28 protein-coding genes are annotated in these 25,642 nt (G+C 64.1%); 8 read left to right on the top strand and 20 right to left on the bottom strand.

The window, feature by feature from the left end; translation table 11 throughout:
* From C7G42_RS27720 to C7G42_RS27710, 3 genes are read right to left on the bottom strand one after another with little or no spacing between them, the layout of a single operon-like run.
* Positions 1 to 1,026 (bottom strand): ABC transporter substrate-binding protein, encoded by a 1,026-nt coding sequence (locus C7G42_RS27720; RefSeq protein ID WP_106952101.1) that lies wholly within the window; start codon positions 1,024 to 1,026, stop codon positions 1 to 3.
* A gap of 40 nt (positions 1,027 to 1,066) precedes the next feature.
* Positions 1,067 to 1,843, bottom strand: a complete 777-nt coding sequence (locus C7G42_RS27715) for an ABC transporter permease (RefSeq protein ID WP_106952100.1) — start codon at positions 1,841 to 1,843, stop codon at positions 1,067 to 1,069.
* A complete protein-coding gene (locus C7G42_RS27710) occupies positions 1,843 to 2,706 on the bottom strand; it encodes an ABC transporter ATP-binding protein (RefSeq protein ID WP_106952099.1) in 864 nt (287 codons plus the stop codon). Before C7G42_RS27710 ends, C7G42_RS27715 begins: the two co-directional genes overlap by 1 nt.
* A 194-nt stretch (positions 2,707 to 2,900) precedes the next feature.
* Here C7G42_RS27710 and C7G42_RS27705 point away from each other — a divergent pair, with 194 nt between their 5' ends.
* Complete coding sequence (locus C7G42_RS27705) at positions 2,901 to 3,656, top strand: GntR family transcriptional regulator (protein ID WP_106952098.1); 756 nt, start codon at positions 2,901 to 2,903, stop codon at positions 3,654 to 3,656.
* Positions 3,657 to 3,739: 83 nt separating this feature from the next.
* On the opposite strand, the gene C7G42_RS27700 is transcribed toward C7G42_RS27705, so the two are convergent.
* Complete coding sequence (locus C7G42_RS27700) at positions 3,740 to 4,156, bottom strand: nuclear transport factor 2-like protein (protein ID WP_199581181.1); 417 nt, start codon at positions 4,154 to 4,156, stop codon at positions 3,740 to 3,742.
* 133 nt (positions 4,157 to 4,289) lie between these two features.
* Between C7G42_RS27700 and C7G42_RS27695 the strand changes: the two genes are divergently transcribed.
* Together C7G42_RS27695 and C7G42_RS27690 are read left to right on the top strand one after the other, a co-directional pair.
* Entirely contained in the window at positions 4,290 to 5,531 is a 1,242-nt protein-coding gene (locus C7G42_RS27695; protein ID WP_106952096.1) for an amidohydrolase family protein, read from the top strand.
* Between the two features lie 197 nt (positions 5,532 to 5,728).
* On the top strand, positions 5,729 to 6,049 hold the full coding sequence (locus C7G42_RS27690) for a hypothetical protein (protein WP_106952095.1): 321 nt from the start codon (positions 5,729 to 5,731) through the stop codon (positions 6,047 to 6,049).
* A gap of 16 nt (positions 6,050 to 6,065) precedes the next feature.
* On the opposite strand, the gene C7G42_RS27685 is transcribed toward C7G42_RS27690, so the two are convergent.
* From C7G42_RS27685 to C7G42_RS27660, 6 genes are read right to left on the bottom strand one after another with little or no spacing between them, the layout of a single operon-like run.
* A complete protein-coding gene (locus tag C7G42_RS27685) occupies positions 6,066 to 6,983 on the bottom strand; it encodes a DUF1932 domain-containing protein (protein ID WP_106952094.1) in 918 nt (305 codons plus the stop codon).
* Positions 6,983 to 7,852, bottom strand: a complete 870-nt coding sequence (locus C7G42_RS27680; protein WP_106952093.1) for a substrate-binding domain-containing protein — start codon at positions 7,850 to 7,852, stop codon at positions 6,983 to 6,985. The genes C7G42_RS27685 and C7G42_RS27680 overlap by 1 nt, the downstream gene beginning before the upstream one ends.
* 19 nt (positions 7,853 to 7,871) lie before the next feature.
* The gene (locus tag C7G42_RS27675) at positions 7,872 to 8,555 is read right to left on the bottom strand and encodes a 4-carboxy-4-hydroxy-2-oxoadipate aldolase/oxaloacetate decarboxylase (RefSeq protein ID WP_106952092.1); all 684 of its coding nucleotides are present in this window, start codon (positions 8,553 to 8,555) and stop codon (positions 7,872 to 7,874) included.
* Positions 8,552 to 9,265 carry a PIG-L deacetylase family protein gene (locus C7G42_RS27670; protein ID WP_106952091.1) on the bottom strand — a complete coding sequence of 238 codons (714 nt, stop codon included), beginning with the start codon at positions 9,263 to 9,265 and terminating at the stop codon, positions 8,552 to 8,554. Before C7G42_RS27670 ends, C7G42_RS27675 begins: the two co-directional genes overlap by 4 nt.
* A complete protein-coding gene (locus tag C7G42_RS27665; RefSeq protein WP_106952090.1) occupies positions 9,262 to 10,200 on the bottom strand; it encodes an amidohydrolase family protein in 939 nt (312 codons plus the stop codon). The genes C7G42_RS27670 and C7G42_RS27665 overlap by 4 nt, the downstream gene beginning before the upstream one ends.
* Before the next feature lie 30 nt (positions 10,201 to 10,230).
* Positions 10,231 to 10,941 (bottom strand): TetR/AcrR family transcriptional regulator, encoded by a 711-nt coding sequence (locus C7G42_RS27660; RefSeq protein WP_106952089.1) that lies wholly within the window; start codon positions 10,939 to 10,941, stop codon positions 10,231 to 10,233.
* A gap of 115 nt (positions 10,942 to 11,056) precedes the next feature.
* On the opposite strand from C7G42_RS27660, the gene C7G42_RS27655 reads away from it, so the two are divergent.
* Entirely contained in the window at positions 11,057 to 12,037 is a 981-nt protein-coding gene (locus C7G42_RS27655) for a tripartite tricarboxylate transporter substrate binding protein (protein WP_106952088.1), read from the top strand.
* Between the two features lie 81 nt (positions 12,038 to 12,118).
* The gene (locus tag C7G42_RS35925; protein WP_245427996.1) at positions 12,119 to 12,364 is read left to right on the top strand and encodes a hypothetical protein; all 246 of its coding nucleotides are present in this window, start codon (positions 12,119 to 12,121) and stop codon (positions 12,362 to 12,364) included.
* Positions 12,365 to 12,439: 75 nt separating this feature from the next.
* Here C7G42_RS35925 and C7G42_RS27645 read toward each other — a convergent pair whose 3' ends face one another.
* On the bottom strand, positions 12,440 to 13,579 hold the full coding sequence (locus C7G42_RS27645) for a mechanosensitive ion channel family protein (protein ID WP_106952087.1): 1,140 nt from the start codon (positions 13,577 to 13,579) through the stop codon (positions 12,440 to 12,442).
* 127 nt (positions 13,580 to 13,706) lie between these two features.
* Here C7G42_RS27645 and C7G42_RS27640 point away from each other — a divergent pair, with 127 nt between their 5' ends.
* On the top strand, positions 13,707 to 14,960 hold the full coding sequence (locus C7G42_RS27640; RefSeq protein ID WP_106952086.1) for a DUF763 domain-containing protein: 1,254 nt from the start codon (positions 13,707 to 13,709) through the stop codon (positions 14,958 to 14,960).
* 102 nt (positions 14,961 to 15,062) lie between these two features.
* Here C7G42_RS27640 and C7G42_RS27635 read toward each other — a convergent pair whose 3' ends face one another.
* The 3 genes from C7G42_RS27635 to C7G42_RS27625 all read right to left on the bottom strand — a co-directional run bounded on the left by C7G42_RS27635 (position 15,063) and on the right by C7G42_RS27625 (position 17,614).
* Positions 15,063 to 16,322 carry a cytochrome P450 gene (locus tag C7G42_RS27635; protein WP_106952085.1) on the bottom strand — a complete coding sequence of 420 codons (1,260 nt, stop codon included), beginning with the start codon at positions 16,320 to 16,322 and terminating at the stop codon, positions 15,063 to 15,065.
* Between the two features lie 88 nt (positions 16,323 to 16,410).
* Positions 16,411 to 16,734 carry a hypothetical protein gene (locus C7G42_RS27630; protein ID WP_106952084.1) on the bottom strand — a complete coding sequence of 108 codons (324 nt, stop codon included), beginning with the start codon at positions 16,732 to 16,734 and terminating at the stop codon, positions 16,411 to 16,413.
* A gap of 106 nt (positions 16,735 to 16,840) precedes the next feature.
* A complete protein-coding gene (locus C7G42_RS27625; RefSeq protein ID WP_106952083.1) occupies positions 16,841 to 17,614 on the bottom strand; it encodes a ferredoxin--NADP reductase in 774 nt (257 codons plus the stop codon).
* A 158-nt stretch (positions 17,615 to 17,772) separates the two neighbouring features.
* Here C7G42_RS27625 and C7G42_RS27620 point away from each other — a divergent pair, with 158 nt between their 5' ends.
* A complete protein-coding gene (locus C7G42_RS27620; protein WP_106952082.1) occupies positions 17,773 to 18,969 on the top strand; it encodes an amidohydrolase family protein in 1,197 nt (398 codons plus the stop codon).
* Positions 18,970 to 19,094: 125 nt separating this feature from the next.
* The gene (locus tag C7G42_RS27615; RefSeq protein WP_106952081.1) at positions 19,095 to 19,784 is read left to right on the top strand and encodes a hypothetical protein; all 690 of its coding nucleotides are present in this window, start codon (positions 19,095 to 19,097) and stop codon (positions 19,782 to 19,784) included.
* Between the two features lie 10 nt (positions 19,785 to 19,794).
* Here the strand turns inward: C7G42_RS27615 and C7G42_RS27610 are convergent, their stop codons facing one another.
* The 6 genes from C7G42_RS27610 to C7G42_RS27585 form a co-directional block, all read right to left on the bottom strand.
* Positions 19,795 to 20,184: a hypothetical protein gene (locus tag C7G42_RS27610; RefSeq protein ID WP_106952080.1), complete on the bottom strand. Its 390-nt coding sequence runs from the start codon at positions 20,182 to 20,184 to the stop codon at positions 19,795 to 19,797.
* Positions 20,185 to 20,381: 197 nt separating this feature from the next.
* The gene (locus C7G42_RS27605; protein WP_106952079.1) at positions 20,382 to 20,837 is read right to left on the bottom strand and encodes a MarR family winged helix-turn-helix transcriptional regulator; all 456 of its coding nucleotides are present in this window, start codon (positions 20,835 to 20,837) and stop codon (positions 20,382 to 20,384) included.
* Positions 20,838 to 20,862: 25 nt separating this feature from the next.
* Entirely contained in the window at positions 20,863 to 21,567 is a 705-nt protein-coding gene (locus C7G42_RS27600; protein ID WP_106952078.1) for an ABC transporter ATP-binding protein, read from the bottom strand.
* Positions 21,564 to 22,355, bottom strand: coding sequence for an ABC transporter ATP-binding protein (locus C7G42_RS27595; protein WP_106952077.1), 792 nt, complete (start codon positions 22,353 to 22,355; stop codon positions 21,564 to 21,566). Before C7G42_RS27595 ends, C7G42_RS27600 begins: the two co-directional genes overlap by 4 nt.
* On the bottom strand, positions 22,352 to 24,241 hold the full coding sequence (locus tag C7G42_RS27590) for an ABC transporter permease (protein ID WP_106952076.1): 1,890 nt from the start codon (positions 24,239 to 24,241) through the stop codon (positions 22,352 to 22,354). Before C7G42_RS27590 ends, C7G42_RS27595 begins: the two co-directional genes overlap by 4 nt.
* A 183-nt stretch (positions 24,242 to 24,424) precedes the next feature.
* On the bottom strand, positions 24,425 to 25,627 hold the full coding sequence (locus tag C7G42_RS27585; RefSeq protein ID WP_106952075.1) for an ABC transporter substrate-binding protein: 1,203 nt from the start codon (positions 25,625 to 25,627) through the stop codon (positions 24,425 to 24,427).
* Positions 25,628 to 25,642: the final 15 nt, after the last annotated feature.

The following is a 25,642-nucleotide window of genomic DNA, read 5'->3' as shown; positions in this document are numbered from 1 at the left end:
TCAGTTGGCCGTATACACCAGCTCACGCTCGGCCCGCGGCGGCAGGAACTCACGCGAAAACACTTCGGCCGGAGTCGGCGCGCGGGCGAGCTGATAGCCTTCGACGATGATGCCGATGGCGCGGGTCATGCGCTCGTCCTTGATGTCGCCGACGCCGATCTCCTTCATCTCCGGCGAGACGATCAGCTTGTCGAACGAATATTGAAGCCGGCGCTTCTCGACCGCGACGTCGATCAGATTGTCGTAGTTCAGCGCGGCCTTCATGCCGGCATTCTGGTCCTTGGCCACCGCGATCGCGGCCTTGTTGATGGCACGCACGAGACCCGCGACCGCTTTCGGGTTCGACGCGATCAATTTCTTGGAGACCATGACGCCGTTGGAATAGAGGTCGAGACCGTAGTCACCGAACGAGAACCATTTGAAGTCCTTGTCTGGGTCCTGGCGGTTCAGCACCAGGTTGAAATAACTGGTGATGTTGAAAACGAGCGCGCCGTCGATATCGCCCTTGATCAGCATCGGCTCCTGGAGATTCGGCGCCATGTTGGAGATCTTGATCTTCTCGCCATCGAGGCCGTTCTTGCGCGTGAACACTGGCAGCAGGCGAGTCGTCGGCGTGCCCTGCGCGCCGCCGAGGGTGTGGCCCTCAAAATCCTTGATGGTGTTGATGCCGCTGGTCTTCTTGGCGACGATCGCGAACGGCGGCTGGTTCCACATCATGTAGACCATGACGGGCGCCTCCTGCGGCTTGGTCGAAGCGTTCTGGATAATGGCGTTGACGTCGCCGAAGCCGGCGTCATAGGCGCCGGACATGATGCGCGTCACGGTGGCACCCGAGCCCTCGCCCTGGTCGATGACGACGTTCAGGCCCTCCTCTTTGAAGAGGCCGTTGTCCTTGGCGTAGAAGAAAGCCGCATCGCTGCCTTGGGTCTTCCAGCCCAGCGTGAACTTGATCGTGGTCTCCTGGGCCATCGCGGCCCCTGTGGACAGGGCCAATCCCAGCAGCGCGGCAGTTACTTTTCTCAACATCGAGACCTCCTCAAGCTTCGTTGCGTGACGGTTCAGAAAATCAGGTGGCAATCACGTCGTTCTTGCGCGTCGCCCAGCCGGTGACGCGGCCCTCGATCAGCGAAAACACGGCGTAGAGCGCGACACCGAGGCCGGCGAGCACGAACAGGCCGGCGAACACCAGCGGCACGTTGAAATTGGAGGACGCGGTCATCATGACATTGCCGATGCCGCGGTTGGAGGCGACCGTCTCCGACAGCACCGCGCCGACGAAAGCGTAGGAGATCGCGACCTTCAGCGAAGCAAAGAAGAACGGCATCGTCCGGGGCAGACCGACATTCCAGAGGATGTCGAACTTGCTGGCGCCGAGCGCCTTCAACACGTCCTCGAGCTCCGGCTCCGTGGTCGCAAGGCCCGTCGCGATATTCACGACGATCGGAAAGAAGCAGATCGACAGCGCCGTCAGCACCGCGGGCACCGTGCCCGATCCGAACCACAGCACGAAGATCGGCACCACCGCGACCTTGGGGATCGAGGAGAAGCCGATCAGCAGCGGATAGCAGGTGTCGTAGGCCGTCTTCGATACACCGATGATCGCGCCGAGCGTGACACCGAGCGCGACGCCAAGGACGAAGCCGAACATCGTGGTCCCGAGCGTCTGCAGGATATGCGGCCACAGCACCGGGAAGCGCTGGACCAGCGTCACGAACACTTGTGACGGCCGCGGCAGCACGAGGTCCGACATGCCCGTGATCACGCAGAACAATTCCCAGGCGACGAAGAACAGCACGATCAATCCGGCCGACCACGCTTTCTGCCTGATATCGATCCCGAACATCAGCCTGTTCCCTGCGTAGCTGCGCTGCGCGCGTCCTCGATGAAAGCGCGCAGCTTCTGATTCAGCGCGACGAAATGCGGCTCGAAGGTCATGGCGACGGTGCGCGGCCGGGCGAACTCGACGCGGCTGTCGTCGAGGATGCGGCCGGGGCGCGCGCTCATCACGCAGATGCGGCTGGCGAGAAAGCCAGCCTCGCGCAGATCGTGGGTGACCAGCAGCACCGTCGGCCTGTGCGTCATCCAGAGGTTCTGCAGGATCGCCCACAGTTCCTCGCGGGTGAACTGGTCGAGCGCGCCGAACGGCTCGTCGAGCAGCAGCATGCGCGGCTGGTGGATCAGCGCCCGGCAGAGATTGGCGCGCTGGAGCATGCCGCCCGAGAGCTGCCAGGGGTACCGGTTGCCAAATCCTTTGAGGCCGACCTGCTCCAGCAGCGCATTGGCCTTGTCACGGAATTCGGTGTTGCGCAGTTTGCGGAAGCTGGAGCGGAACGGCTCGACGATCTTCAGCGGCAGCATGATGTTCCGCTCGATCGTCATCCAGGGCAGCATGGTCGGATTCTGAAACGCCATGCCGACCCGCATCGCCCGCGCCGCGACCTCGCGCCCGCCGACGATGACGACGCCGCTGGTCGGCTGCACCAGGCCGCTGACCAGACGCAAAATGGTCGATTTGCCGCATCCGGACGGGCCGACCAGTGCGACAAACTCGCCGTCGGCAATCTTGAGCGTGGTCTTCGACAGAGCGGGCACGGCGCGGTCGCCGCGCCCGAAGGTCACGACAGCCTCGGAGAGCTCGATGGCGGAGACAGCGGTGCCTTCGGGAACAGGCTGGCCGTCAAACTGGTCTTGGGGGTGCATGCGCATCACAGCCAAAGTGCATGCAAGCTGGATGCCAGCCTTCGCTCCCCGAAAAATCAAGGACTTGACCAAGTGGCACTCCGAAAGGGCCAGATCCCAGTTTAGGCAATCAGCGCACAAAACTGCATGCAATTGGAGCGCTGGATTGCGCCACGGCTGTGCTAGAAAAAGCTTCCGACCGCACTCTCGAGGATTCGCCGATGGCGGCGCGCCCCACTAAAAAGACGTCTGAATCATCCGACAAGGTCAGCGTGATCTGCCGCGCGCTACGACGCGCGATCATCGAGCAGGCACTCGAGCCCGGCGCAAAGCTGCCCGAGGATTCGCTTGGTGAGCGCTTCGGTGTCAGCCGCACCATTGCGCGCCACGCGCTGGGGCAACTCGCGGCCGAGGGCCTCGTCGAGCTACGTCGCAACCGCATCGCGGTGGTGGCGACGCCGAGCTGGCAGGAAGCGCGCGATGCCTTCGATATCCGTATCGAGCTTGAACGCCTCGTCGTTCGCCAACTCGCCGGCAAGCTGACCAAGGCGCAGATCGCGGAGCTGAATGCCCATGTCGACGCCGAGGACGGCGCACGCGGCGGCACGGATGCGGTCTCGATCCGCCTGGCCACAGAATTCCACATCCTGCTCGCGCAGATGACGAACAGCCCGATACTGGTGCGCTATGTCAGCGAAGTCGCCTATCGATGCTGCCTGACGCTGTCGCTCTACAGCCGGCCGCATTCGACGGAATGCGCGATCAACGAGCACCGCGCCATCATTTCCGCCCTGGCCAAGGGCGATGAGGCCAAGGTGATGGACTTGATGCATCATCACCTGGATTCGGTGGCCAATCGCGCGCTGGTCGCCCCCACCCCGCAGCGTGGCCGAGATCTGCTCGACATTCTCGCGCCCTATGCCGACGACATCGCCGGCAACCGCGTGGTCAAGCTGCCGAAGGTCGCGCGAAGCTAAAGCACAGTGAATTGCGCTTTAGGCTTTCTTATTTGCGCATGATCCGATCGAAAAACCGCTGCATCTTTTCCGGATCATGCGCATCAGGCCTCGATCCCGCGTTGGACGAGAATCCGCTCGGCGCTGTCGTTCCAGACGTCCATCTTCACGATCTGCCCGCCCTTGACGACGAAGCGATCGACATAGCGATTGCCTTCGAACGGCGTGCCGTCGATCCACTCGCCATAGAGCGTGCCGACGCTATAGATGACGGTTTCATCGGCGCCGGGGCAGACGTCGAACCGGTCCATCCTCTTCTTCACCCAGCGATAGCGCTTGGCGTTGAAGCCGGTCGGCCCGCGCGGATGATCAAACTCCCGCCCGCCGGTGAACGTGATCAGCGTGCCGGGCTTCATGAAAGCCGCGGCGGCGTCGGGATCGGGTATCATCGAGGCCGTCAGATAGGCCTCCACGATCTCGGCATCGGTCATCGGGCGTTCGGCTTTCGCTGGGGCGGACATGCTACGGCATTCTACAATCCTACCCAAAAAGTGTATGCACATTTTTTGAACAATTTGGTGGAGCTATTGCACACAATCTGGAGCTGCCTCCCCCGGAACCTTCCGCTAGATTACCGCAGCTGAATTCCATGCCATGATCACCCAGCCCGCCTTCGACCTGATCTTCCGTAACGCGCTGTTGCGCTCATCCGCCGCACCCGTCGATATCGGCGTGAAGGGCGGCCGGATCGCCGCGATTGAGCCGAAGCTCACTTGCGAAGCGGTCGAGATCGATCTCGGCGGGCATCTCGCCCTGCCCGGCTTCGTCGACACCCACATCCATCTCGACAAGGCCTGCCTGCTCGGCCGCTGCGCGCACGATCACGGCAGCGTCTCGGAAGCCATCCGCGCCGTCGCTGGAATGAAGAAGGACATCACCGTCGAGGACGTCTACGCCCGCGGCGCGCGCGTGCTCGAGCGCGCCATCGTGAACGGCACCACACGGATGCGCACCCATATCGAGATCGATCCGCGCATCGGCCTGCGCGGCTTCGAGGCGATCAAGTCGCTAAAGCGCGACTATAGCTGGGCGATCGACCTGTCGCTCTGCGTCTTTCCGCAGGAGGGCCTGACCAACGACCCCGGCAGCGACGAGTTGCTGGTGCAGGCTCTGCGCGATGGCGGCGAGGCCATCGGCGGCTGTCCCTACATGGACACGGATCCGAACGCCCATCTCGCGCGCATCTTCGATCTCGCGCAGGAATTCGACGTCGATGTCGATCTCCATCTCGACTTCGATCTCGATCCATCCTGGTGGCACCTCGACGAAGTCTGCCGCCAGACCGAGCGGCGCAACTACGGTGGACGCGTCGCGATCGGCCACGCGACAAAACTGTCGGCCTTGCCGCCGGAGCAGATGAAGGCGGCCACCGCACAACTGGCAAAGGCCGGCGTCGCCGTCACCGTGCTGCCGGCGACCGATCTCTATTTGATGGGGCGCGAGGCCACCCACAACGCGCCGCGCGGGCTGACCCTCGCCCACAAGCTCGCGGGCGACGGCGTCGTGTGCTCGGTCGCGACCAACAACGTCCTCAATCCGTTCACGCCATTCGGCGACGCCTCGCTGCTGCGGATGGCAAATTTCTACGCCAACGTCGCGCATGCCTCAGTCAGCGATTTCGACACTTGCCTCGATCTCGTGACCGATTTGCCGGCGCGGCTGATGAATCTCGACGATTACGGCGTCAAGGTCGGCAATCCCGCCGATCTCATCGTGCTCGACACGCAAGACAGCCGCTTCGCGATCGCCGAGCTGCCCGATGTCATGATGGGCTTCAAGGATGGCCGGCAGACCTTTGCACGGCCGCGGCCGGTCCTGCTCCGGCCGGGAAGCTGAACGCGCTTCCAGTCAGGGTTCCAACGGTAAAATCACGGGAACCCGCAGTCGATCATCGGACCGTTCCGGACCGGTTTCACGGCCCAACGCGAGTCCGGTAGAATCCCGGACCGTAGCTGCGCGCATTGCACAACATGCCATCCGGCTCATACTAAGGGGACGCATTGAATGATGTATGTTCAGTGGAGAAGTTGTGTATGTTCAGCGCATTCAGTAGCATGGATTATCATTCCATTTGGGCCAGCACGCCGGCGGAAACGGCCGTCAAGCGACTGAATGGAATCGGCGAAGTCCTGTCGAGCCTCGATATTTCGGCGATCCACACGCAGGACGATAAGACCCGCACGCTTTGGACACTCGACACCGCCGACAAGTGCATCCGCATGATCCTCAGCGAGTTCCGCACCGCGCCCGCCAAGGAGCAGGTCGTCCGCGAAGCCAAGAGCCTGGTCGATCTGATCGAACTCGCCCGGGACGAAATCTCGAACTATCGCGACGGCGGCAGGGTCCTGAGCTGAACTTGCGCGTTCGGCCTCAGCGTTTGATCCTGGCCAGGATTCGGTCTGCCTCGGTACGCCAATCGGCACTGCGGGCGAACTCTTTCGTGCCCTTCATTCCGAACAGCCCTTCGTCGGCGAGATCGGCCACCCAGGCCTGACGCTCGGCTGTTCCCTGCGCCGACCACGGCGTCAGCCCCACCTCGCGCACGGTTTCGGCGACCTCACGCACTTCCTCGGCACGCCGGCGACCGTGCTCGATCACGCGCTGAAAGCAATAGGCGCCCTGCTCCTCCCAATTGATGGCGGGAAAGGTTTCCGCGAGCGAGGCCAGCACGGCGTCCTCGACGCCGTAGGCGCGCGCGGTGGTAAAGCTCTCGATGATCATGGCCTCGAGGCCCTTGATCATGATGCTGCGGCACATCTTCACCGCGGAGGACACGCCAAGCTTGTCGCTCGCGACCTTGGCGGCAAAGCCGATTGAGTTTAGAAGCGGCTCCAGCTCTCTCGCGCCGGGGCCACCGAGCAGCAGCGGCACCTTGATGCGATAGGGCGGCACCGAGGTCATCACGGCGCCCTCGACATAGCGGCCGGCGGCGCCGTCGATCAGCGCAGCGGCGCGCTGCTTGGCCCCGGGCGAAGCCGAGTTGAAATCGAGGAACCAGGTGCCCTGGTTGATCGCAGCGGCGCAGGCCTTTGCGACAGGCACCGCCTGGCTCGCGGTGACGGCGGAAATGATGAAGTCAGATTTCGCCGTCAGTTCGGCATGAGACGCTGCCAGCGTCACACCGTGTTTCGCCGCATGCTCCTCCAGCGGCGCGCCCTGCTCGCCCCCGAGCTTGACGTCGAAGGCTGCGACCTTGATGTCCTGCTGACGCAAATCCTCGGCCAGGATACGGCCGACTTCGCCATAGCCGATCAACCCGATCTGCCAGCGCCTGGGATCACCTGCCATCACTTCAATCCTCGTGTCGTCGCGTCGAAAAGCTCCTCGACCGCATAGCGGCGCGGGATCAGCGCCTGCTGGAATGCGTAGTCGACGATCAGCTCCAGCGGCTTCCGGTTGGCCTCGACCCCGAACGGGACAAGGTCGGGCTCTGCCGCAGGCCCCATCCGCTCCTTGTTCTGCTTGAGCAGATCATAGATGCCTATGACCACGTCGGGGCGCGATTTCGCGAGCTGCTCGGTCACGACAACGAGATGATTGATCGGAACGACGCCGCGGCGCTCGTACCATTTGGCGGCTTCCGCAGCCGGATGGGGGAAAAGCGGCTTCAACGCGGGATGATCAGAGGTCTCGCCGAGGACAGCATCGAGCTCGCCGTCGAGCAGCATCTGCAGGATCTTCTTGTCATTCGGCGCGCGTTCGGTGGTGTCGACATATTCGACGACGTGGGGATCCTCGAAGGTTACCCAGCGGATCTTGTCGAGATCGACGCCGTAATCGTTGGCGAGGATGCCCCTGATCCAGGCGCCGGTCGTCGTCGTGAACGAGCGGATGCCGACGCGTTTGCCTTCGAGGTCCGACGGCCCGAGCGTTCCCCGTGCAGGATTATAGAGCGCATAGGAATGCTGGAAGCGCCCGAGCATGCTTGCTGGCAGCAGCACCAGCGGCTTGCCGTGCGCCTTCGCCATCAGATAGGTGACGATCGCCATTTCACAGACGTCGAAGGCCTGCTCCCGCACCATCGGCTTGAACGCCGTGTTGGTCGGCGTGTATTCGACGAAATCGAGATCGAACAGGTCGGAGCGCAGTGCGCCACTCTTTACAGCCTGAACGTGGGGGTGATTGCCGAGCACGGCCTTCAGCTTGACGCGATCCATCCACCCGCTCCGCTTCTCTTCAGACATCCTCGGGATTGTCGACATAGACGAGCCCGGCCTTCGCCAACGCCTCGCGCATGCCGTACATGTCGAGACCCAGCTCACCAGAGGCAAGCCGCTCGCGCTTGCCGCCTTCGTCCGCGTTGCGCTTCTTCGCCTTCTCGGCGACTTCGGCGGCATAGCGCTTCGGCACCACGACGACGCCGTCGTCATCGGCGACGACGATGTCGCCGGGATCGACGCTGACGCCGGCGCAAACGACGGGAATATTGACCGAGCCGAGCGTCGCCTTGACCGTGCCCTTGGCCGATACCGCCCGCGACCACACCGGAAACTTCATCTCGTGCAGCGCTTTGACGTCCCGGCAGCCGGCATCGATGATCAGGCCATGCACGCCGCGCGCCTGCAGCGAGGTCGCCAGCAGTTCGCCGAACATGCCGTCGGTATTGTCGGTGGTGCAGCCGACGACGAGGATGTCGCCTTTCCTGCACTGCTCCACCGCGACATGGATCATCCAATTGTCGCCGGGCTGCGCCAGCACCGTGACGGCAGGTCCGGCAATCGACGCACCAGCCCAGACCGGCCGCAGATAGGGCTTCATCAGGCCCATGCGGCCGAAAGCCTCGTGCACGGTCGAGACACCGTAGTCCGCCATGCCGGCGGGATCGGCTCGCTCAATGTTGCGAACGACGACCGGCTTCATGCGAGCTCCTCGGCGACCGTTGGGAACAGGCGCTGATAGGCCTCGCCATAGGTCATGGGCACGCCGGTGTTGCGGCTGCCCTGAATGCCGCGGTTGAGCGCAACGCGCTCGTAATAGCCCCACAGATGCTTTTGCGCGGCGAGTATCTGGAACGCCTCGTACTTCTCCTTCCAGACCTCGTCGATCTTGAGGAGCAGATCGGGCTTGTAATTGCACTGCTCGGGCTGGTGCGGCTCGAACAGGAACACCGGCGGCGCGGAGTATTTGTACTGCGCGCCGGGCTTGTGCCCCATCGCCTGCGCGACGATTCGGGTCTCCTGCGCGAAATGCGCCGCGTTCGGGTGGTCGAAATTATAGGGGTCTTCCAGTGCGTGGGTCAGCACGAAGCTCGGATTGAGCTCGCGGTAGATGTCGACCATGCGATCGAAATGCGCCTCGGTGAGCTTGAGCGGATAGTCCCCGCAATCGAAGAACTCGATCTCGGCGCCCAGCAGCTTTGCCGCCCGCTCCGCCTCGTCCTTGCGGCCGGCCTTGACCGATTCCAGCGTCGCGCCCTTCTCCTTCCAGGCGAACTGGCTCTCGCCGCGCTCGCCAAACGACATGCAGACGATCTTCATGCGATAGCCCTTCTTCGCATGCAGCGCGATGGCGCCCCCGGCACGCCAGACGAAATCGCCGGGATGGGCAGTAACGACAAGACCTGTCTTCATGGGACGAACTCCCCTCTTTCATTCGTATGCCTGGATTGATTGCGTGCGCCGTCATCGTCGAACCCGAACAGGCGTGCGGGATTGTCGACCAGGATCTTCTGCTGCAACTCCGGCTCCGGCGCGAACAGCGGAATCAGATCGACGAGGTCGCCGTCATTCGGCATCACCTTGACGTTGGGGTGCGGCCAGTCGGTGCCCCAGATGACGCGATCCGGCGCGGTCTCGACGATCTTTCGCGCGAATGGCACCGCGTCGGTAAAGGGCGGACCGCTGGAAGACACCCGCTCCGAACCGCAGATCTTGACCCAGCACTTCTCCTCGCGCCGCATCAGTTCGATCAGAATCCTGAACGGGAGCTGGTCGAGCCCTTCGGAGGCCTTCACCCGTCCCATATGGTCGATCGTGTAGCTCAGCGGCAGCCTTGCCAGCATGTCGGCATGGTCAGGCAGGTCGATCGCATCGAAATGCAGGTCGATGTGCCAGCCGAGCGGCGCGACCATCGCGATGACGCGGTCGAATACGTCCTTGTCGGGCACGCCGCCGAGATGGCGGACGAAATTGAAGCGGCAGCCGCGAAAACCGCCTTCGTGAAGCGCGCGTAGCTCGCGCTCGGTAATGGCGCCGTCGATGTTGGCGACCGCGCGGTAGGTGCCGTTACTCTGCGCGATCGCATCGAGCGCCACCCTGTTGTCAGTGCCGTGCACGCTGGCATTGACGATGACGGCGCGCTCGACGCCCAGCCTGGCATGCAGCGCCCTGAAATCTTCGAGCGGCGCATCCGGCGGCGTGTAGGATCGGTCCGGCGCATAAGGGTATTTCGCACCGGGCCCGAAGATGTGGCAATGCGCGTCGCAGGATAGTTTTGGCAATTTGAACTTCGGCGTGCGCGTGTTCGGATCGGGCGGCGGAATGGTGGGCGCGTACATCATCGTCATCACTTCAACCACCGGGCGAAGCCGCGTCTTTCAAGTCTTGCTTCCGACGACCGGCCGCCGCCGCGCCGGCGCGGCATGATCGAGCGGCGGCGCCTGGAACGCGGCGACCGTGGCCTGCACCAGCTGCTCGATGGCGCTGGCGGCATCGCCACCGTCGGCTTCGCCGCGCGACAGGCGCGAGACGCGGCCCGGCGTCACCAGCGAGTAATAGAGTGCGCCGAGCAGGAAGTGACTGCGCCAGACGATGTCGGTGCGCGGAATATGCGGCAGGCTCTCGTGGATCGCATCGATGAAAGCGTGGCTGGTGTCGTCGAAGGTCTGCGCGATGATTTTTCGCGCGACCTCGTTGCCCTCCGCCGACATCACGGCCCGCAGCCGCGTGAAGCGTGCCCCGCCGCCGGCGAGATCGCTGCCCGAGGTGAAGGCAGGCACCACATAGGCGCGCACGATCGCCTCGAGCCGATCCTGGAGATCGCGGACGCGTTTTGCGGCGGCAAGAAGCTCGAAGCGGCGCAAATTCATGGGACCGCAATGGCGCCGGTAGATCTCCAGCAGCAGGCCGTCCTTGGTCTTGAAATGATAGGTGACGCTGCCGGGATTGGCTCCGGCGGCCTGAGCGATGTCGCGCACCGATACGGCGTTGAAGCCGTTGGTGGCGAACAGCTCCTCGGCCGCGGCGAGGATCGCCTCGCGCATGTTCGGCTTGCGGGCTGTTTCCTTGCTGGTGGGCTTGCGTACCATGTGATTTGTACTATCGTACAAGAAATCAGGTCTCGTCAACAAAAACCATGGGCGGCATCCGGACGGCTCGAAAACCGATGCAAGGATGCGTGCGCCCGCAAGGAGTACTGGGAAAATGCCGGGTTTGAAGAAGATGTTCGGCGGATTGGTGCTGGGCGCCGGTTTGCTGCTCGCGAGCAGCGCGACGCGGGCCGCCGACAATTATCCGAGCAAGCCTGTTCACATCCTCGTGCCCTACGCGGCCGGCGGCGCGGTCGACGTTCTCGCGCGCACGCTGAGCCAAGCGCTGGCCAAGACCTGGGGGCAGCAGCCGGTGGTCGACAATCGTCCCGGCGCCGGCGGCATCGTTGCCTCGCAGGCGCTGACGCAGGCCGCACCCGACGGCTACACGCTGATCCTCGTCGCCAGCGGCCATCCGCTCAATCAGTTCATCTATCCGAGCGTGCCCTACGACACGTTCAAGGACTTCACCGCGATCACCGAGATCGCCTCCTCGCCGCTCGCGATCCTCGTGGCCAAGGACAGCCCGTACAAGACGCTCGCCGATCTTCTGGCCGCGGCGAAGAAAGAGCCCGACAAGCTGTCTTACGGCATGTCCGGCAACGGCACCTCGGCGCATCTCGCGGGTGAGCTGCTCAAATACATGTCCGGCACCAAGATCGTCGCGATCCCCTACAAGGGCGGCGCGCCGGCGCTGACCGCCGTGATAGCAGGCGAGATACCGCTCAGCATCAATCCGCTCGCGGAAGCGATCGGCCAGCTCGAAGGTGGCCCGGTGCGCGCGCTTGCCGTGACCTCGGCCGAGCGCTCCAAGGCGCTGCCCAACGTTCCGACCGTCGCAGAATCCGGCGTCTCCGGTTACGACGTCTCGGTCTGGTGGGGCGTGCTCGGTCCGGCCAAAATGCCGCCGGAGATCGTGGCGAAGCTCGAGACCGATCTCAAGGCAGCGCTGCAGGATCCGAACGTACTGTCGACGCTCGGAAAGATCGGCGCCGCGCCGGTCGGCTCTTCGCCCAAGGAGTTCGACGCCTACATGCACGCCGAGGCGACCAAATGGGAGCCGGTGCTGAAGGCCGCGAACATCCGCGCCCAGTGAGGCACTTCAATCGGCGTCACCACAGGCACGACCTCCGACCGCACGCTGCCGGCCAGGACGCGCTGCCCGCTCCATCGTTTCGTGACGGAAGAGCAGTGGCCGCACGGCCGCTTCACAAATGTCGACGGCGCTCGAGCCTGCGAACGATTGGCGATCGCAGCATCGCCGATAACCTCGTTTCCATTTGCGGCACATCAACGCGACAATGTGGACAAAGCGTCATTTGACCTCGCGCACGTGATCTCGATCGGCACGCGCGGCGGCCGCGTCATGGCGCGCCTCTATGAGGATGGAGAGCTGCGGCCTGCTGATCTGGGCCCGACGTAAACTGCGCAAGCGGCGTCCGCATTCCGACCGGCAATTCGGCGCGGCCGAGGTCGGCGCCGCCTGATCGCGCCAACGTCAATTGCGCGTACTCGCCCGCGTCTTTTCCGGTGGCCTGACAGGCTGCGGGAAGTCGGCATCGTCTGCCGACGGGATCAGGATCGCCCGCTCGCGCGGCAGCGCCTCCGGCATCTCGTCGCGGATGAAGGCGATCAGCTTCTCTCGCATCTCGCAGCGCAGATCCCAGGATTGCGGCGCGTTTCGCGCGCTGACCAGCGCACGCAGCTCGATGGTGCGCGAGTCCGCGTCGATCACCTGGAGATTGACCACCGCCCCATCCCAGAGCTTGGATTGCTTCACGGCCTCCTCCAGCCAGCGCCGGATGCGCGGCACGTCCGCGCGGTAATCGACGTGGAGCGCGATGACGCCGATCAGGGAGGCGGTGTCGCGCGTCCAATTCTGGAACGGCTTTTCGATAAAATAGGACAGCGGCACCACCATGCGGCGCCAGTCCCAGAGCCGGATCACGACATAGGTCGAGGCGATATCCTCGACCCAGCCCCACTCGTTCTCGATGATCACGGCGTCCTCGATGCGGATCGGCTGGGTGATCGCGATCTGCAAGCCCGCGATCAGATTGCTGAGCAGCGGCCGCGCGGCAAGACCGACGATGATACCGGCCGCACCGGCGGAGGCGAACAGGCTGACGCCATATTGCCTAACCGAATCGAATGTCATCAATGCGGCGGACACCGTGATGACGACGATGATGGTGTCGGTGACGCGCTTGAACACGCGCACTTGCGTGACGTGCTTGCGCGCAACGAAATTCTCGGTGACATCGCGGAAATTCTGCAGATAGCGCGCCGCGCTCATGTCGACGATCCGGATCGAAATCCAGCCGATCAGGGCGATGAAGGCCACGACGAACAGGCGCATCATCGGCGTGCGGATCGTGTCGCCGAGCGGCGCGAGAGGCAGCACCAGTGCGACGGCCGCCAGACAAAGCGCCAGCTGGGCGGGGCCCGCCGTCCGCTCGATGAATACGCTCAGCAGCGGAATGCGCGTTTCGAAGGCGCGGTTCAGCAGCCATGTGGCGATCCGGTAGAAGAACAGTGCCAGCAGGATCGCACCGGCAATCAGGCTGAGGCCGATGAACCATGTCGGTATCCAGCCAAACATCTTGTCGATGTGGGCCATCAGGGCCTGCAAGTTCATCGATTGGTTCCGTCATTGCGTTCGCGTAGCCCGCTCAACGCCTCCCGGCCGGCTTCGCTCCCCCGCCTCGTGCAACGCAGCATTCCGCAGATGCAAGCGTCTCCGAACTGCGCTAATTTGAGGCATCATGACCAGACGTACCGGCAGCGCCGATCTTCCCTTGCACAGTGGACGAGTTCCGCCGTGGCTCGCGAGCCGCATGGCTTCGCTCGGATCGATCGTCACGCAGGCGATCGTGCATCATTACGGGCGCGATGCATTTCTCCAGCGGCTGTCCCATCCGTTCTGGTTCCAGTCGTTCGGCGCCGTGATGGGGATGGACTGGCACTCTTCGGGGATAACCACCTCCGTGATCGGCGCGCTGAAGCGTGGGCTCGGTCCGCTTCAGGACGAGCTCGGGATTTACGTCTGCGGCGGTCGAGGCCGGCATTCGCGCAAGACGCCGGACGAGTTGATGCAGCTCGGCGACCGCGTCGGATTCGACGGCGCAAAGCTGACCCGCGCCAGCCGTTTGGTGGCGAAGGTCGACAGCGCGGCCGTTCAGGACGGCTTCGACCTCTATCTGCATGGCTTCTTCGTCACCGCCGACGCGAAATGGACGGTGGTGCAGCAGGGCATGAACGGCGACAAGCGGCAGGCCCGCCGCTATCACTGGCACTCGGAGGCGCTGAAGAGTTTTGTCGATACGCCGCACAGCGCGATCGACGGGCCGCAACAGGGGGAGATCGTCAATCTCACCGACCATCGCGCCGATATATCGCGCAGCGCGCAGCTCGAACTGCTCTTCGGTCTCGGCCCGGATCGTATCCTCACCGAATTCGAACGACTTACCGGGACCGCGCCCGAGCCTGCGCAGGCTATGTTGCCGCATCTGATCATGCCCGCGCACCACGATGTCCGACCCAAGGATGTGTTCGCACGGCGCCTGCACGGCACCCTCGCCGCAGCCGCCGAACGCGGCCCGGTCGATTTCCCGGAACTGTTGCTGACGCCGGGAGTCGGAGCACGCACCGTGCGCTCGCTCGCGATGGTCGCGGAGGTCGTGCACGGCGCACCTTATCGCTTCAGGGACCCCGCGCGTTTCTCGCTCGCCCATGGCGGCAAGGACCGGCATCCCTATCCCGTCCCGATCAAGGTCTACGACGAGACCATCCGCGTGCTGAAGGACGCGATCCAGAACGCGAAGCTCGGACGTGACGAGGAGATGCAGGCAATCAAGCGCCTAGACGACCAAGCGCGGCGGCTGGAACGCGCCGCGAGCGGACCATCGGTCGAGTCCTACATCGCCGGCGAGCGCGCGGCCTCCCCCGACCTCGACGGTCGTTCGGTGTTCGGCTGGGAGAGAGAGCTTGTCGCTGCGAAGAAGTTGACGGGCTCATGACGGCGCCTGATCTTCGGGCTCCTCGTAACCCGTGGGCCGCATGTGGCCAACGCCAGGTTTTTGTCTCGCAGTCGCATGAGGGTATAGCGATGGCGGTTCCCCTTAACTTGCGAGCAGCCGCGCGGCATTGCTCCCGGCTGGCTGACGCCCCTCACGTGCGTCAGCGCTCACGGGCAATTGCGCGATCATGCGAATCCCCGGCCGCCGCCGCCAGCGGACCTCGGCGGGATTGACGGCGAGACCAAGTCTTGGCCATCGCACGAACAGTGCTTCCAGCGCGCAGGTCGCCTCGATGCGCGCGAGCTGATGGCCGAGGCAGAAATGGATTCCCGTTCCGAACGACATGTGTCGGTTCGGCTTGCGTTTCAGATCGAGGCTTTCGGGACGATCATGCACCGCCGGATCCATGTTGGCGGCGGCGAGCATCACCATGACACGGTCGCCCTTCTTCAGATGCACGCCCTCGACCTCGACGTCCCGCCGCACATAGCGCGGTTTTGAAAATTGCACCGGCGAGACAAAGCGCAGGAACTCCTCCACCGCGAGCCCTGCGCGACTCCAGTCCTGCTCCAGCCAGTCGCGCAAGTCTGGACGTCGGAGCAGCTCGTAGGCGGATCCGCTGATGAGATGCGTGGTCGTCTCGGAGCCGGCTGCGAGCAGCAGGAGCACCATGGAGACCATTTCATCCGGCGTGATCTCGGCTCCTTCGCGCTCGACCTGGACCAATTCGGCAATCAGGCCCTCACCGCCATGCACGCGCGCGGCCTGCAATTGCCGTTCGAGATAGGCCCTCATCTTGCGAAAGGTCCACAGCAAACGGAAGAAACCGACGACGTTGGTCAGCGAGGACATCGCGTTGCCCCAGGCGATGAATTTGGGCCGGTCGGCCAGAGGCAGGCCCAGCAGCTCGGAGATCACGGCGAGCGGCAGGATTCGCGCGTAGCGCTGGACCAGATCGGCTGGACGTCCCTGTGCGAACAGCTCGTCGGCAAGGCCATCGGCAATAGCGCGGATGCGCGGCTCCATCGCGACGATGGCACGGCGGCGAAAGGCCTCGTCCACGATGCTGCGGAGTCTGGTATGGTCAGGTTCGTCCATCGTCAGCATGTTGTTGGCGACGGTCCTGACGTAGCTCGGCATCCACCAGCGCAGACCCGCGAGGTCGCCATCCTCCTTGCGCAGCGTGAAGGTTGCGCCGTCCTTCAGAACCTGTGCCGCCGCGTCATGGGTCGTGGTGATCCAGACATCGCCGACCAGGGGAAATCGCGACGCGACGAAAGGACCGGACATGCGCAACGCCGCGATCGCCTTGGGCGGATCGCGGAAGAAGGCCTCGCTGGTGAAATCGAGGCGCGCTGTCATGGGATCACCGGAGTGATTATGGGCGTCTCACCCAGATGGTATGGGCGGACCGACGCGCAAGGGGTCGGAACTCGCGCGAGGAGACGACCTATCCGCCTCCCGGCGAACGCTGCCCCGACTTGCGCTGCTGTTGCGTGTATGCGTCCCAATGACTCCAACTGCCATTGCTGAGGCTCTGCAGGTCGGTGCCGAGCGGCCGGCGCGTGCGCTTGTCGTGATCGGCGATGACGCGCTCGGACTGCGCGATCTTGCGCTTGAGTTCCGCGACCGTCTTCTGGGTCTGGCCGCTCCGCTTCGAGGAGGCGATTTCGCCCATCGTGAAGCGCGCGGTCTCGAGCGCCTTCAACTCGGCGCGGTTCTTCTTCAACTGGACCCGGTGCCAGGCGATGTGGCTGTCGCTGTCCGCAACCATGTGGGAACTCCGCTGATTCGCGCCCACAGTGTATCGCGCGCCGAATCGGCGCCGCAACGCCTGTGGAGCGGCGAAACTACGGTCTTATTGCGCGCGAATTCCGCGCTCAGCGCTCGGCAAAGGCCTTTTCGACCACGAATTGGGCCGGCTCACCGTGATTGCCCTCGATCAAGCCGCGTTCGCCCAGGAGCACGCGGGTGTCTGCGACAAGGGCCGGGCTGCCGCAGATCATGACGCGGTCGTGGGCGGCCTCCAGTGCCGGCAGGCCGATATCGGCGAACAGCTTGCCGGACGTGATGAGATCGGTGATGCGGCCGCGGTTGCGGAAGGGGTCGCGGGTCACGGTCGGGTAGTAGATCAGCTGGTTCTGGATGTACTCGCCGATCAGTTCGTCCTTCGGCAGCGTCTCCGTGATCATCTCGCCATAGGCGAGTTCCTTGACGTGCCGGCAACCGTGCAGCAGCACGACCTTCTCGAACCGCTCGTAGGTCTCGGGGTCCTTGATCACGCTCAGGAACGGCGCAAGGCCGGTGCCGGTGCCGATCAGATAGAGGTTGCGCCCCTCCTCCAGATTGTCGATCACCAGCGTGCCGGTGGCCTTGCGGCTGACGATGATCTCGTCGCCTTCCTTGAGATGCTGGAGCCGCGAGGTCAGCGGACCGTCGGGCACCTTGATCGAGAAGAATTCCAGCGTGTCCTCGTAATTGGCGCTGGCGACGCTATAGGCCCGCAGCAACGGCTTCTCGCCGACCTTGAGCCCGATCATGGTGAATTCGCCGTTGCGGAAGCGGAAGGTCGGGCTGCGGGTCGTCTTGAAGGAGAACAGCGTGTCGGTCCAGTGGTGGACGCTCAAAACGCTTTCCTGATTGAAATTGCTCATCTCACCTATCCGTGGCGCGTCAATGCGGTTGTCGAGGCGGGGCAGCTATGCGTCGTTTGTACACGATCATTCGTATACTAATGAATAATCCCGCTTGCTCCCGGGGTCAAGGCTGCCCAAGATCGGGAGCGTTGCAGTTAAGGACAAGGACCCCTTCCATGGCGCATGACGCACCCCAGGCCACCGGACCGTCGAAACTCGTGATCCGGAATATCGGCCTGATCCTCTCCGGCGCGCTGGAAAAGCCGATCCTGGACGGCGACACCATCGTCGCCGAGAACGGCAAGATCACCGCGATCGGCCGCTACAAGGACCTCAACACCGAAGGCGCAACCACCATCGTCGACGCCAACGGCACGACGGTGACCCCCGGCCTGATCGACAGCCACGTCCACCCCGTCGCGGGCGACTGGACACCGCGGCAGAACCAGACCGGCTGGATCGACAGCTCGCTCCATGGCGGCATCACCACCATGATCTCGGCGGGCGAAGTTCACATGCCCGGCCGCCCCCGCGACGTGGTGGGCCTGAAGGCCATGGCGATCTTCGCCCAGCGCGCGTTCTGGACCTTGCGTCCGGGCGGCGTGAAAGTTCACGCCGGTGCGCCCGTCATCGAATGCGAGATGGTCGAGGAGGACTTCAAGGAATTGGCCGCCGCCGGCGTCAAGCTGCTCGGCGAAGTCGGCCTTGGCGGCGTGAAGGACGGACCCACTGCACGAAAAATGGTCGGCTGGGCCCGCAAGTATGGCATCCAGAGCACGATCCACACCGGCGGCCCCTCGATCCCCGGCTCCGGCCTGATCGACAAGGACGTGGTGCTGGAGGCCGACACCGACGTGGTCGGCCATATCAATGGCGGACACACCGCCCTGCCCGACGACCAGATCCGCTGCATTTGCGAGGGCTGCAAGCGCGGGCTGGAGATCGTCCACAACGGTAACGAGCGTTCGGCGCTCTACACGCTGCGCATCGCGCGCGAGATGGGCGACCTGCATCGCGTCATCCTGGGCACTGACGGGCCGGCCGGCTCCGGCGTGCAGCCGCTCGGCATTTTGCGCATGGTCTCGATGCTGTCTTCGATTGGCGAGCTGCCGGCCGAGATCGCGTTCTGCCTCGCCACCGGCAACACGGCGCGGATGCGGCAGCTCGACTGCGGCCTGATCGAGGTCGGCCGCGCCGCCGATTTCGTCATCATGGACAAGGCGCAGCACTCGCCCGGCAAGACCATCCTGGAGAGCGTCCAGCTCGGCGACCTTCCCGGCATCGGCATGACCATCATCGACGGCATCGTGCGCACCCAGCGCAGCCGCAACACGCCGCCCGCCGGCAAGGTGCCGGAAATCGTGGCGAAGTGACGCATACGGAGCGCCCCTCCGCTCCGCATCGCCCCGCGATGGCGTTGAACAAGTCTGCGGCCTGCTGCGTCTAACGCAGGCAGCCCTCGGTGGCGGCAGTTCATTGCTGGACCATCGGGGGAGACATGAAGAACTCATCACGGATAGCCGTCGGCGTTGCCGGCGCGGTGGCGGGTTATGTCGCGAGCTTCGTGCTGCTTTCTCTGGTCGATTTCGGCAACCGGGCGGATCCCATAACAGCGGGGCTTGTGGGACTTTTCGTTTACTCCCCCATCGGCGCGATCGGCGGCGCGGTGTTCGCAAACTGGCTGGTGACGCGTTCGGGCGAGGACACCAGCAATGGCAGCGTCGCACGCAACAGCCTGAAATCGCTCGGCGTCGTCGTCCTGCTCTGCGCCGCCGGGATCGGCATCTACATTGCCTACGCTTACGCGACGGCAACGCCCTGGCTCAACCGCAACGGCGCCAATCCCCTGCTCGTATTCGAGGTCCGTTTTCCGGCCGGGGTCACGGTGCCGACATCAGCCCAGGGCATCACCATCGAATTGCAGACCGACCTCAATACCATGCCCGGCGAAGTGACCCCGGCCGCCTTTCATCGTGACGGCGACCAACCAGTCATCGCAGGCGAGGTCGAGCTCGCGTTTCGAACCTCGCACCGGCAGCTCGCCGTGGACATCCAGGGCCAACCGAGCCGGATTTATCCGATCGATCTGAGCGCCCGGGCGCCGCATACGCCGGAGTTCGGAACGTGGCGGCGGCTCGGCGACGGCAGCGAAATCCGCTACCGCGCCAAATGGCCGGGCAAGACGTAGGCGTTCAAGATCAGCGCTTCTTCGCGATCTCACAACGCACATAGGTCTGGCGCTTGTCACGCCCGACTGGTCCGTTGTCCATCACCAGCTTGCCGTCCGTGGCGATGGAGACCCGGGGATTGGAGCGAAACTTCTCGCCTTCGCCTTCGCAGGCGAGCTTCATCTTCCAGCCGAGCTTTCCGCCGGCGGTGATCTCGCTGGCGCGGCACCGCGTCTCGTACCAATACAGCCGATTGCCACCCTCGATGCTCATGCGGTTGGGGCTGTCGTCGTCGCGGCAATCCTTTTTGGTGGACGCCCAGAAGCCCTCGTAGGGCTGCGCAGCAAAGGCAGGCGCACATGCTCCCGCCACCGCCGCACTTAGACTCAAGACCAATGCAAATTTCGTGGCGGCTCTCATGACTAAAGACCTCGACAAAACCCTCATCGAGGTTAGTCGCCAATTCTCGCAGCTTGTTCAACTGCCGTAGGGTGGGCAAAGGCGCGACGCGCCGTGCCCACGATCTTTTCCTGACTGACAAGATGGGGGGCACGCTTGCGCCTTCGCTCTGCGAGCTACGGCGGACGAGCCGCTTTGCCCACCCGACGGCACCGTCGTTACCGCAGCTTGTTCAACAGCGCCATCAGCATCTCGCGCTCCTTGGGATCGAGCGGTGCCAGCGTCTCGCGCGTGATGGCGAGCGCGTTCGGCGCGACCTTCTCCGAAAGCTGCTGACCGGCACGCGTCAGGCTGACAAGGAGCCGCCGACCGTCCTCAGGATCCTGGCTGGTCTCGGTCAACCCGCGCGCGGTCAGGCGGTCGATCACGCCCTTGATGGTCGCGACGTCCATCGCCGTAAGCCGGCCGAGCTGGTTTTGCGAGCACGGCCCGGTCTCGGCGAGTTTCGACAATGCCGCCCACTGCGTCGGCGTCAGATTGGTGCCGATATCGCGGGAGAAGATCGAGCTGTGGCGCTGCCAGACCTGACGCAGGATGAAGCCGACCTGCTCATCGAGCACGTAAGGCGGTTTTCCCGGCTTGACGCTCTTCTTCGCCGTGACGCTTCTCGCCATCCGTTCGCAGCCCTTTTCTTTGCCGTCACAACGACAGATGCGCGTCGCGGATATCAGGACGCGCGTCGAGCTCGGCCATGGTCCCGCCAAAGCAGATGCGGCCGCGCTCGATGATGTAGGCGCGATCCGAAATCAACCGCGCGAAGTGCAGATTCTGCTCGGAGACGACGATGCTGACGCCCTCCTTCTTCATGGTCAGGATGGCATCGACCATCTGCTCCACGATCTTCGGCGACAGGCCCTCCGAGGGCTCGTCGAGTAGCACCAGCGACGGATTGCCCATCAGGGTGCGCGCGATCGTGAGCATCTGCTGCTCGCCGCCGCTCATGCGGCCGCCTGGGCGGTTTTTCATCTCGCCGAGATTGGGAAACAGCGCGAACAGTTTTTCGCGGGTCCAGTATGGCGCGTTCGGACGCTTGAGCTGCTTGCCGACTTCGAGATTCTCCTCCACCGTCAGGTCGGTGAAGATGCGCCGCTCCTCCGGCACATAACCGAGCCCTTCGCGCACGATCTCGTGGGTCGGCTTGGCCGAGACGTCCTTGCCCTCGAACATGATGCGGCCGGAGCGTTGCGCCACGAGCCCGACGATCGAGCGGAACGTGGTCGACTTGCCGGCACCGTTGCGCCCAAGCAGCGCAACGACCTCGCCCTCGCCGACCTCGAAGCCGATGTCGAACAGGATATGCGCCGGGCCATAATGGCTGTTGAGGTCCTGCACCGTCAGCTTCATGCCGAGGCCCCCTCGCGATGGCGGGCATCGTAGACGAGGCCCTCGCCGAGATAGACCGCCTGAACCTGCGGATTGCCGCGCACCTCGGCCGGCGAGCCCTCGGCGATCAGCGTGCCTCGATTTAGCACGATGATGCGGTCGGCGTGCTCGAACACCACGTCCATGTCGTGTTCGGTGAAGAGCACGCCGATCGATTTTTCGCGCGCGATTTGAGCCGTGAGCCGCATCAGGTCGACACGCTCGCGCGGCGCCATGCCGGCGGTCGGCTCGTCCATCAGGAGCAGCTTCGGCTGGTTGGCGAGCGCCACCGCAAGCTCGAGCCGCTTGAGGTCGCCGTAAGCCAGCTCACCGCAAGGACGATCCGCGTAACCGCCCATGCCGACCAGTTCGAGCAGCCGGCCGGCTTCGCCGCGCTCGAACTTCGGCGCCGAGCCGAACAGGTTGAACAGCTGCTTGCCGTGCGAGATCAGCGCGACCTGCACGTTCTCGCGCACCGTCATGGTGGCGAAGGTCGCGGTGATCTGGAAGGTGCGTCCAACGCCCATGCGCCAGATTTCGCGCGGCTTCTTGCCGGTGGTCTCTTCGCCGAGCAGGCGGACCTGTCCGGTATCAGGCTGGTTCTGGCCGTTGAGCATGTCGAAGCAGGTGCTCTTGCCGGCGCCGTTCGGCCCGATCAGCGCCAGAATCTCGCCGGCGCGCAGCGAGAACGAAACGCCGCGCACGGCATGGATGCCGCCATAGGATTTGGTCAGGCCTTCGACAGCGAGAAGTGGGGGTGCAACGCTCATTCGGCGGACTCGATCGGCTTGGCAAGCAGAGATGATCCCGGCGGCGAGGACTTCCTGCGCCGTTGCGCCAGCATTTCCAGCATGCCGACGATGCCCTTGGGAAAGACGACCACGATCAGCATGATGAAGGCGCCGAGCACGAGCTTCGACAGGTCCGTCTGGCTTATCAGCCAGATGCTCAGCGCCTTGTAGACGATGGCGCCGATCACCGCGCCCGACACCGTTTCGACGCCGCCGAGCAGCACCATGACCAGCGCATCGACCGACAGCGAGATACCGAGATTGTCGGGAAAGACGCTCCCCTTCAGATAGGCGAACAGCGCTCCGCCGATCCCAGCGGTCGTGCCCGCGATCACGAACGCCGTCCACTGGATGCGCTTGGCATTGATGCCGATCGCTTCGGTACGCAGCAGCGAGTCGCGCGTGGCCCGAAGCGCGTAGCCGAACGGCGAGAACACCATGGCCCGCAGCGCGATGGTCACCAGCGCGGCAACGCCAAGCGCCAGCCAATAGAAGTGCGACGGGCTCCCCGCCCATTTTTCCGGCCAGACGCCCAAAATGCCGTTGTCGCCGCCGGTGACGCTCACCCACTGGAACGCGATCGACCAGACGATCTGCGCGAAGGCGAGCGTCAGCATCGCGAAGTAGACACCGGAGAGCTGCACGGCGAAGAAGCCGAAAACGGCGGCCCCCATGCAGCCCAGCAGCGGCCCCAGCAGCAGGCACACGATCATCGGCAACCCCGCCATCTTGGCGAGGAAGGCAACGCCGTAGGCACCGAGGCCGAAATAGGCGGCATGGCCGAACGACGCGAGCCCGCCGACCGACATCAGGAAGTGCAGGCTGACGGCGAAGATCACGAAGATCGCGATTTCGGAGCCGACGGTAAGCGCGTAATTTCCGGCGAACAGCGGCAGCGTCGCCGCGATCACGAGCGCCGCAAGCGCCAGCAGCCGCTCGTTCGAGGTCAGCGGGCGCCATGGATTGACGGTAAGCCCGGGCGTCTTGCGCGCGGGCGCCTCCGGCTTGCCGAACAGCCCCCAGGGCCGCACGATCAGCACCACCGCCATCACCAGGAAGACCAGGATGATGGAGATCTTCGGAAAGATCAGGATGCCGAAGGCATTGAGCTCGGAGACCAGCACGGCCGCGACGAAGGCGCCGACGATGCTGCCGAGGCCGCCGATCACGACGACCACGAAGACCTCGACGATGATGCGCAAATCCATGGCGTGGTGCACGGCATCGCGCGGGATCTGCAGCGCGCCGCCGAGCGCGGCCAGGAAGACACCGACCGCGAACACGGACGTGAACAGCCATTTCTGATTGACGCCGAGCGCTGCGACCATGTCGCGGTCCTGCGTCGCCGCGCGCACCAGAACGCCCCAGCGCGTGCGCTGGAACAGCAGCCAGAGAATGCCGAGCACGACGGGACCGAGCACGATCAGAAACAGATCATAGCTCGGAATGTTCTGGCCGAAGAAATCGATCGCACCCCGAAAGCCCGGCGCGCGGCGGCCGACGAGATCGTCGGGCCCCCAGATCAGCACCACGAGATCCTCGACCATCAAGGTCAGGCCGAAGGTCGCGAGCAGTTGGAACAGCTCCGGCGCGTGATAGATGCGGCGAAGCAGCACCATCTCGACCAGCACGCCGATCAGCGCCACGGCAATCGCGGCCAGCACCATGCTGCCCCAGAAGCCGAACGCACCCGACAGACGCTCCGTCAGGGTGAAAGCAATGTAGGCGCCGATCATGTAGAAGGCGCCATGCGCGAAATTGACGATCCGCGTCACGCCGAAGATGATCGACAGGCCCGAGGCCACCAGGAACAGCGACGCCGCGCTGGCGAGACCGGTCAGAAACTGTACGACGTAAAAGGCCATCGGCGGTCCGGGTTGGGTGTTGCATGCCGCGGCACGCGGGTCTTGGTTCACCTCTCCCCGCCTGCGGGGAAAGGTCGAATTGCGCAGCAATTCGAGTGAGGGGGAGTCTCCACGAGTCGTATGTCACCTCCCTCGCGGAGGCTCCCCCTCGCCTCGCAAGCGGGGCGAGGGGGAAGGAAGTGATCAATCCTTCGGACGCAGCTTCTCGACTTCGGCATCGCTCGGGAGATAGTCCGCGCCCTTCTTGTAGACCGAGTCCACCATCACGCCCTTGCCGTCCTTCAGCGCGGTCTTGCCGACATAGGCACCGAGCGTTGACTGGTGATCGATCTTGCGGAAGGTGATCTCACCGAACGGCGATGGCATCGACAGCCCTTCCGCAGCGGTAATCAGCTTCTCAGGATCGGTCGAACCGGCCTTGGCGAGAATCGCGGCGGCCGCCTTGATGGTCTGGTAGCCGACGATCGAGCCGAGGCGCGGATAGTCGTTGTACTTGGCTTGGTAGGCCTTCAGGAACGCGTCATGCTCGGGCGTCTTGATCGAGTACCAGGGATAGCCGGTGACGATCCAGCCCTCGGGCGTCTCGTCCTTGAGCGGATCGAGATATTCCGGCTCGCCGGTCAGGAACGAGACGACCTCGCGCCCCTTGAACAGTCCGCGGGTGTTGCCTTCGCGCACGAGCTTGACGAGGTCGGCGCCGAAGGTGACGTTGAGGATCGCCTCGGGATTGGCGGCGGCAACGGCCTGCACCACCGGACCCGCGTCGATCTTGCCCTGCGGCGGCCACTGCTCGTCGACCCACTGGATGTCAGGGCGCTTCTCCGACATCAGCTTCTTGAAGACGGCGACGGCGGACTGGCCGTATTCATAGTTCGGCGCGATGGTCGCCCAGCGTTTTGCGGGCAGCTTCGCGGCCGCCTCCACCAGCATCGCCGCCTGCATGTAGTTGGAGGGGCGCAAACGGAACGTGTACTTGTTGCCCTTGGACCAGGTGACGGCGTCCGTCAGCGGCTCGGCCGCGAGGAAGAACACCTTCTTCTGGTTGGCAAAGTCGCTGACGGCGAGGCCGATGTTCGACAGGAACGTACCCGTCAGCATCGCGACACCCTCGCTCGACACCAGCTCATTCGCCGCGGTCTGCGCATCCGCCGGCTTGCCGCCGTCGTCCTTGGAGATGACGACGAGCTTCTTGCCGTTGATACCGCCGGCCGCGTTGATCTCTTCGACCGCGAGCTGCCAGCCCTTGCGATAGGGCTCGGTGAACGCCGGCAGCAGCGAATAACTGTTGATCTCCCCGATCTTGATGTCCTGCGCCACGGCCGAATGAGCCATGCCGCCCGCCAGAAGCGCAAAGGCCGCGCCGACGAAGTAATTTCTTGCTCGCATCCCAACCTCCAGTTT

It is taken from the genome of Bradyrhizobium sp. MOS003 (assembly GCF_003020125.1).
Classification (GTDB): Bacteria; Pseudomonadota; Alphaproteobacteria; order Rhizobiales; family Xanthobacteraceae; genus Bradyrhizobium.
Note: the sequence above shows the minus strand (reverse complement) of the source record. Positions and strands in the feature narration are given on the sequence as shown.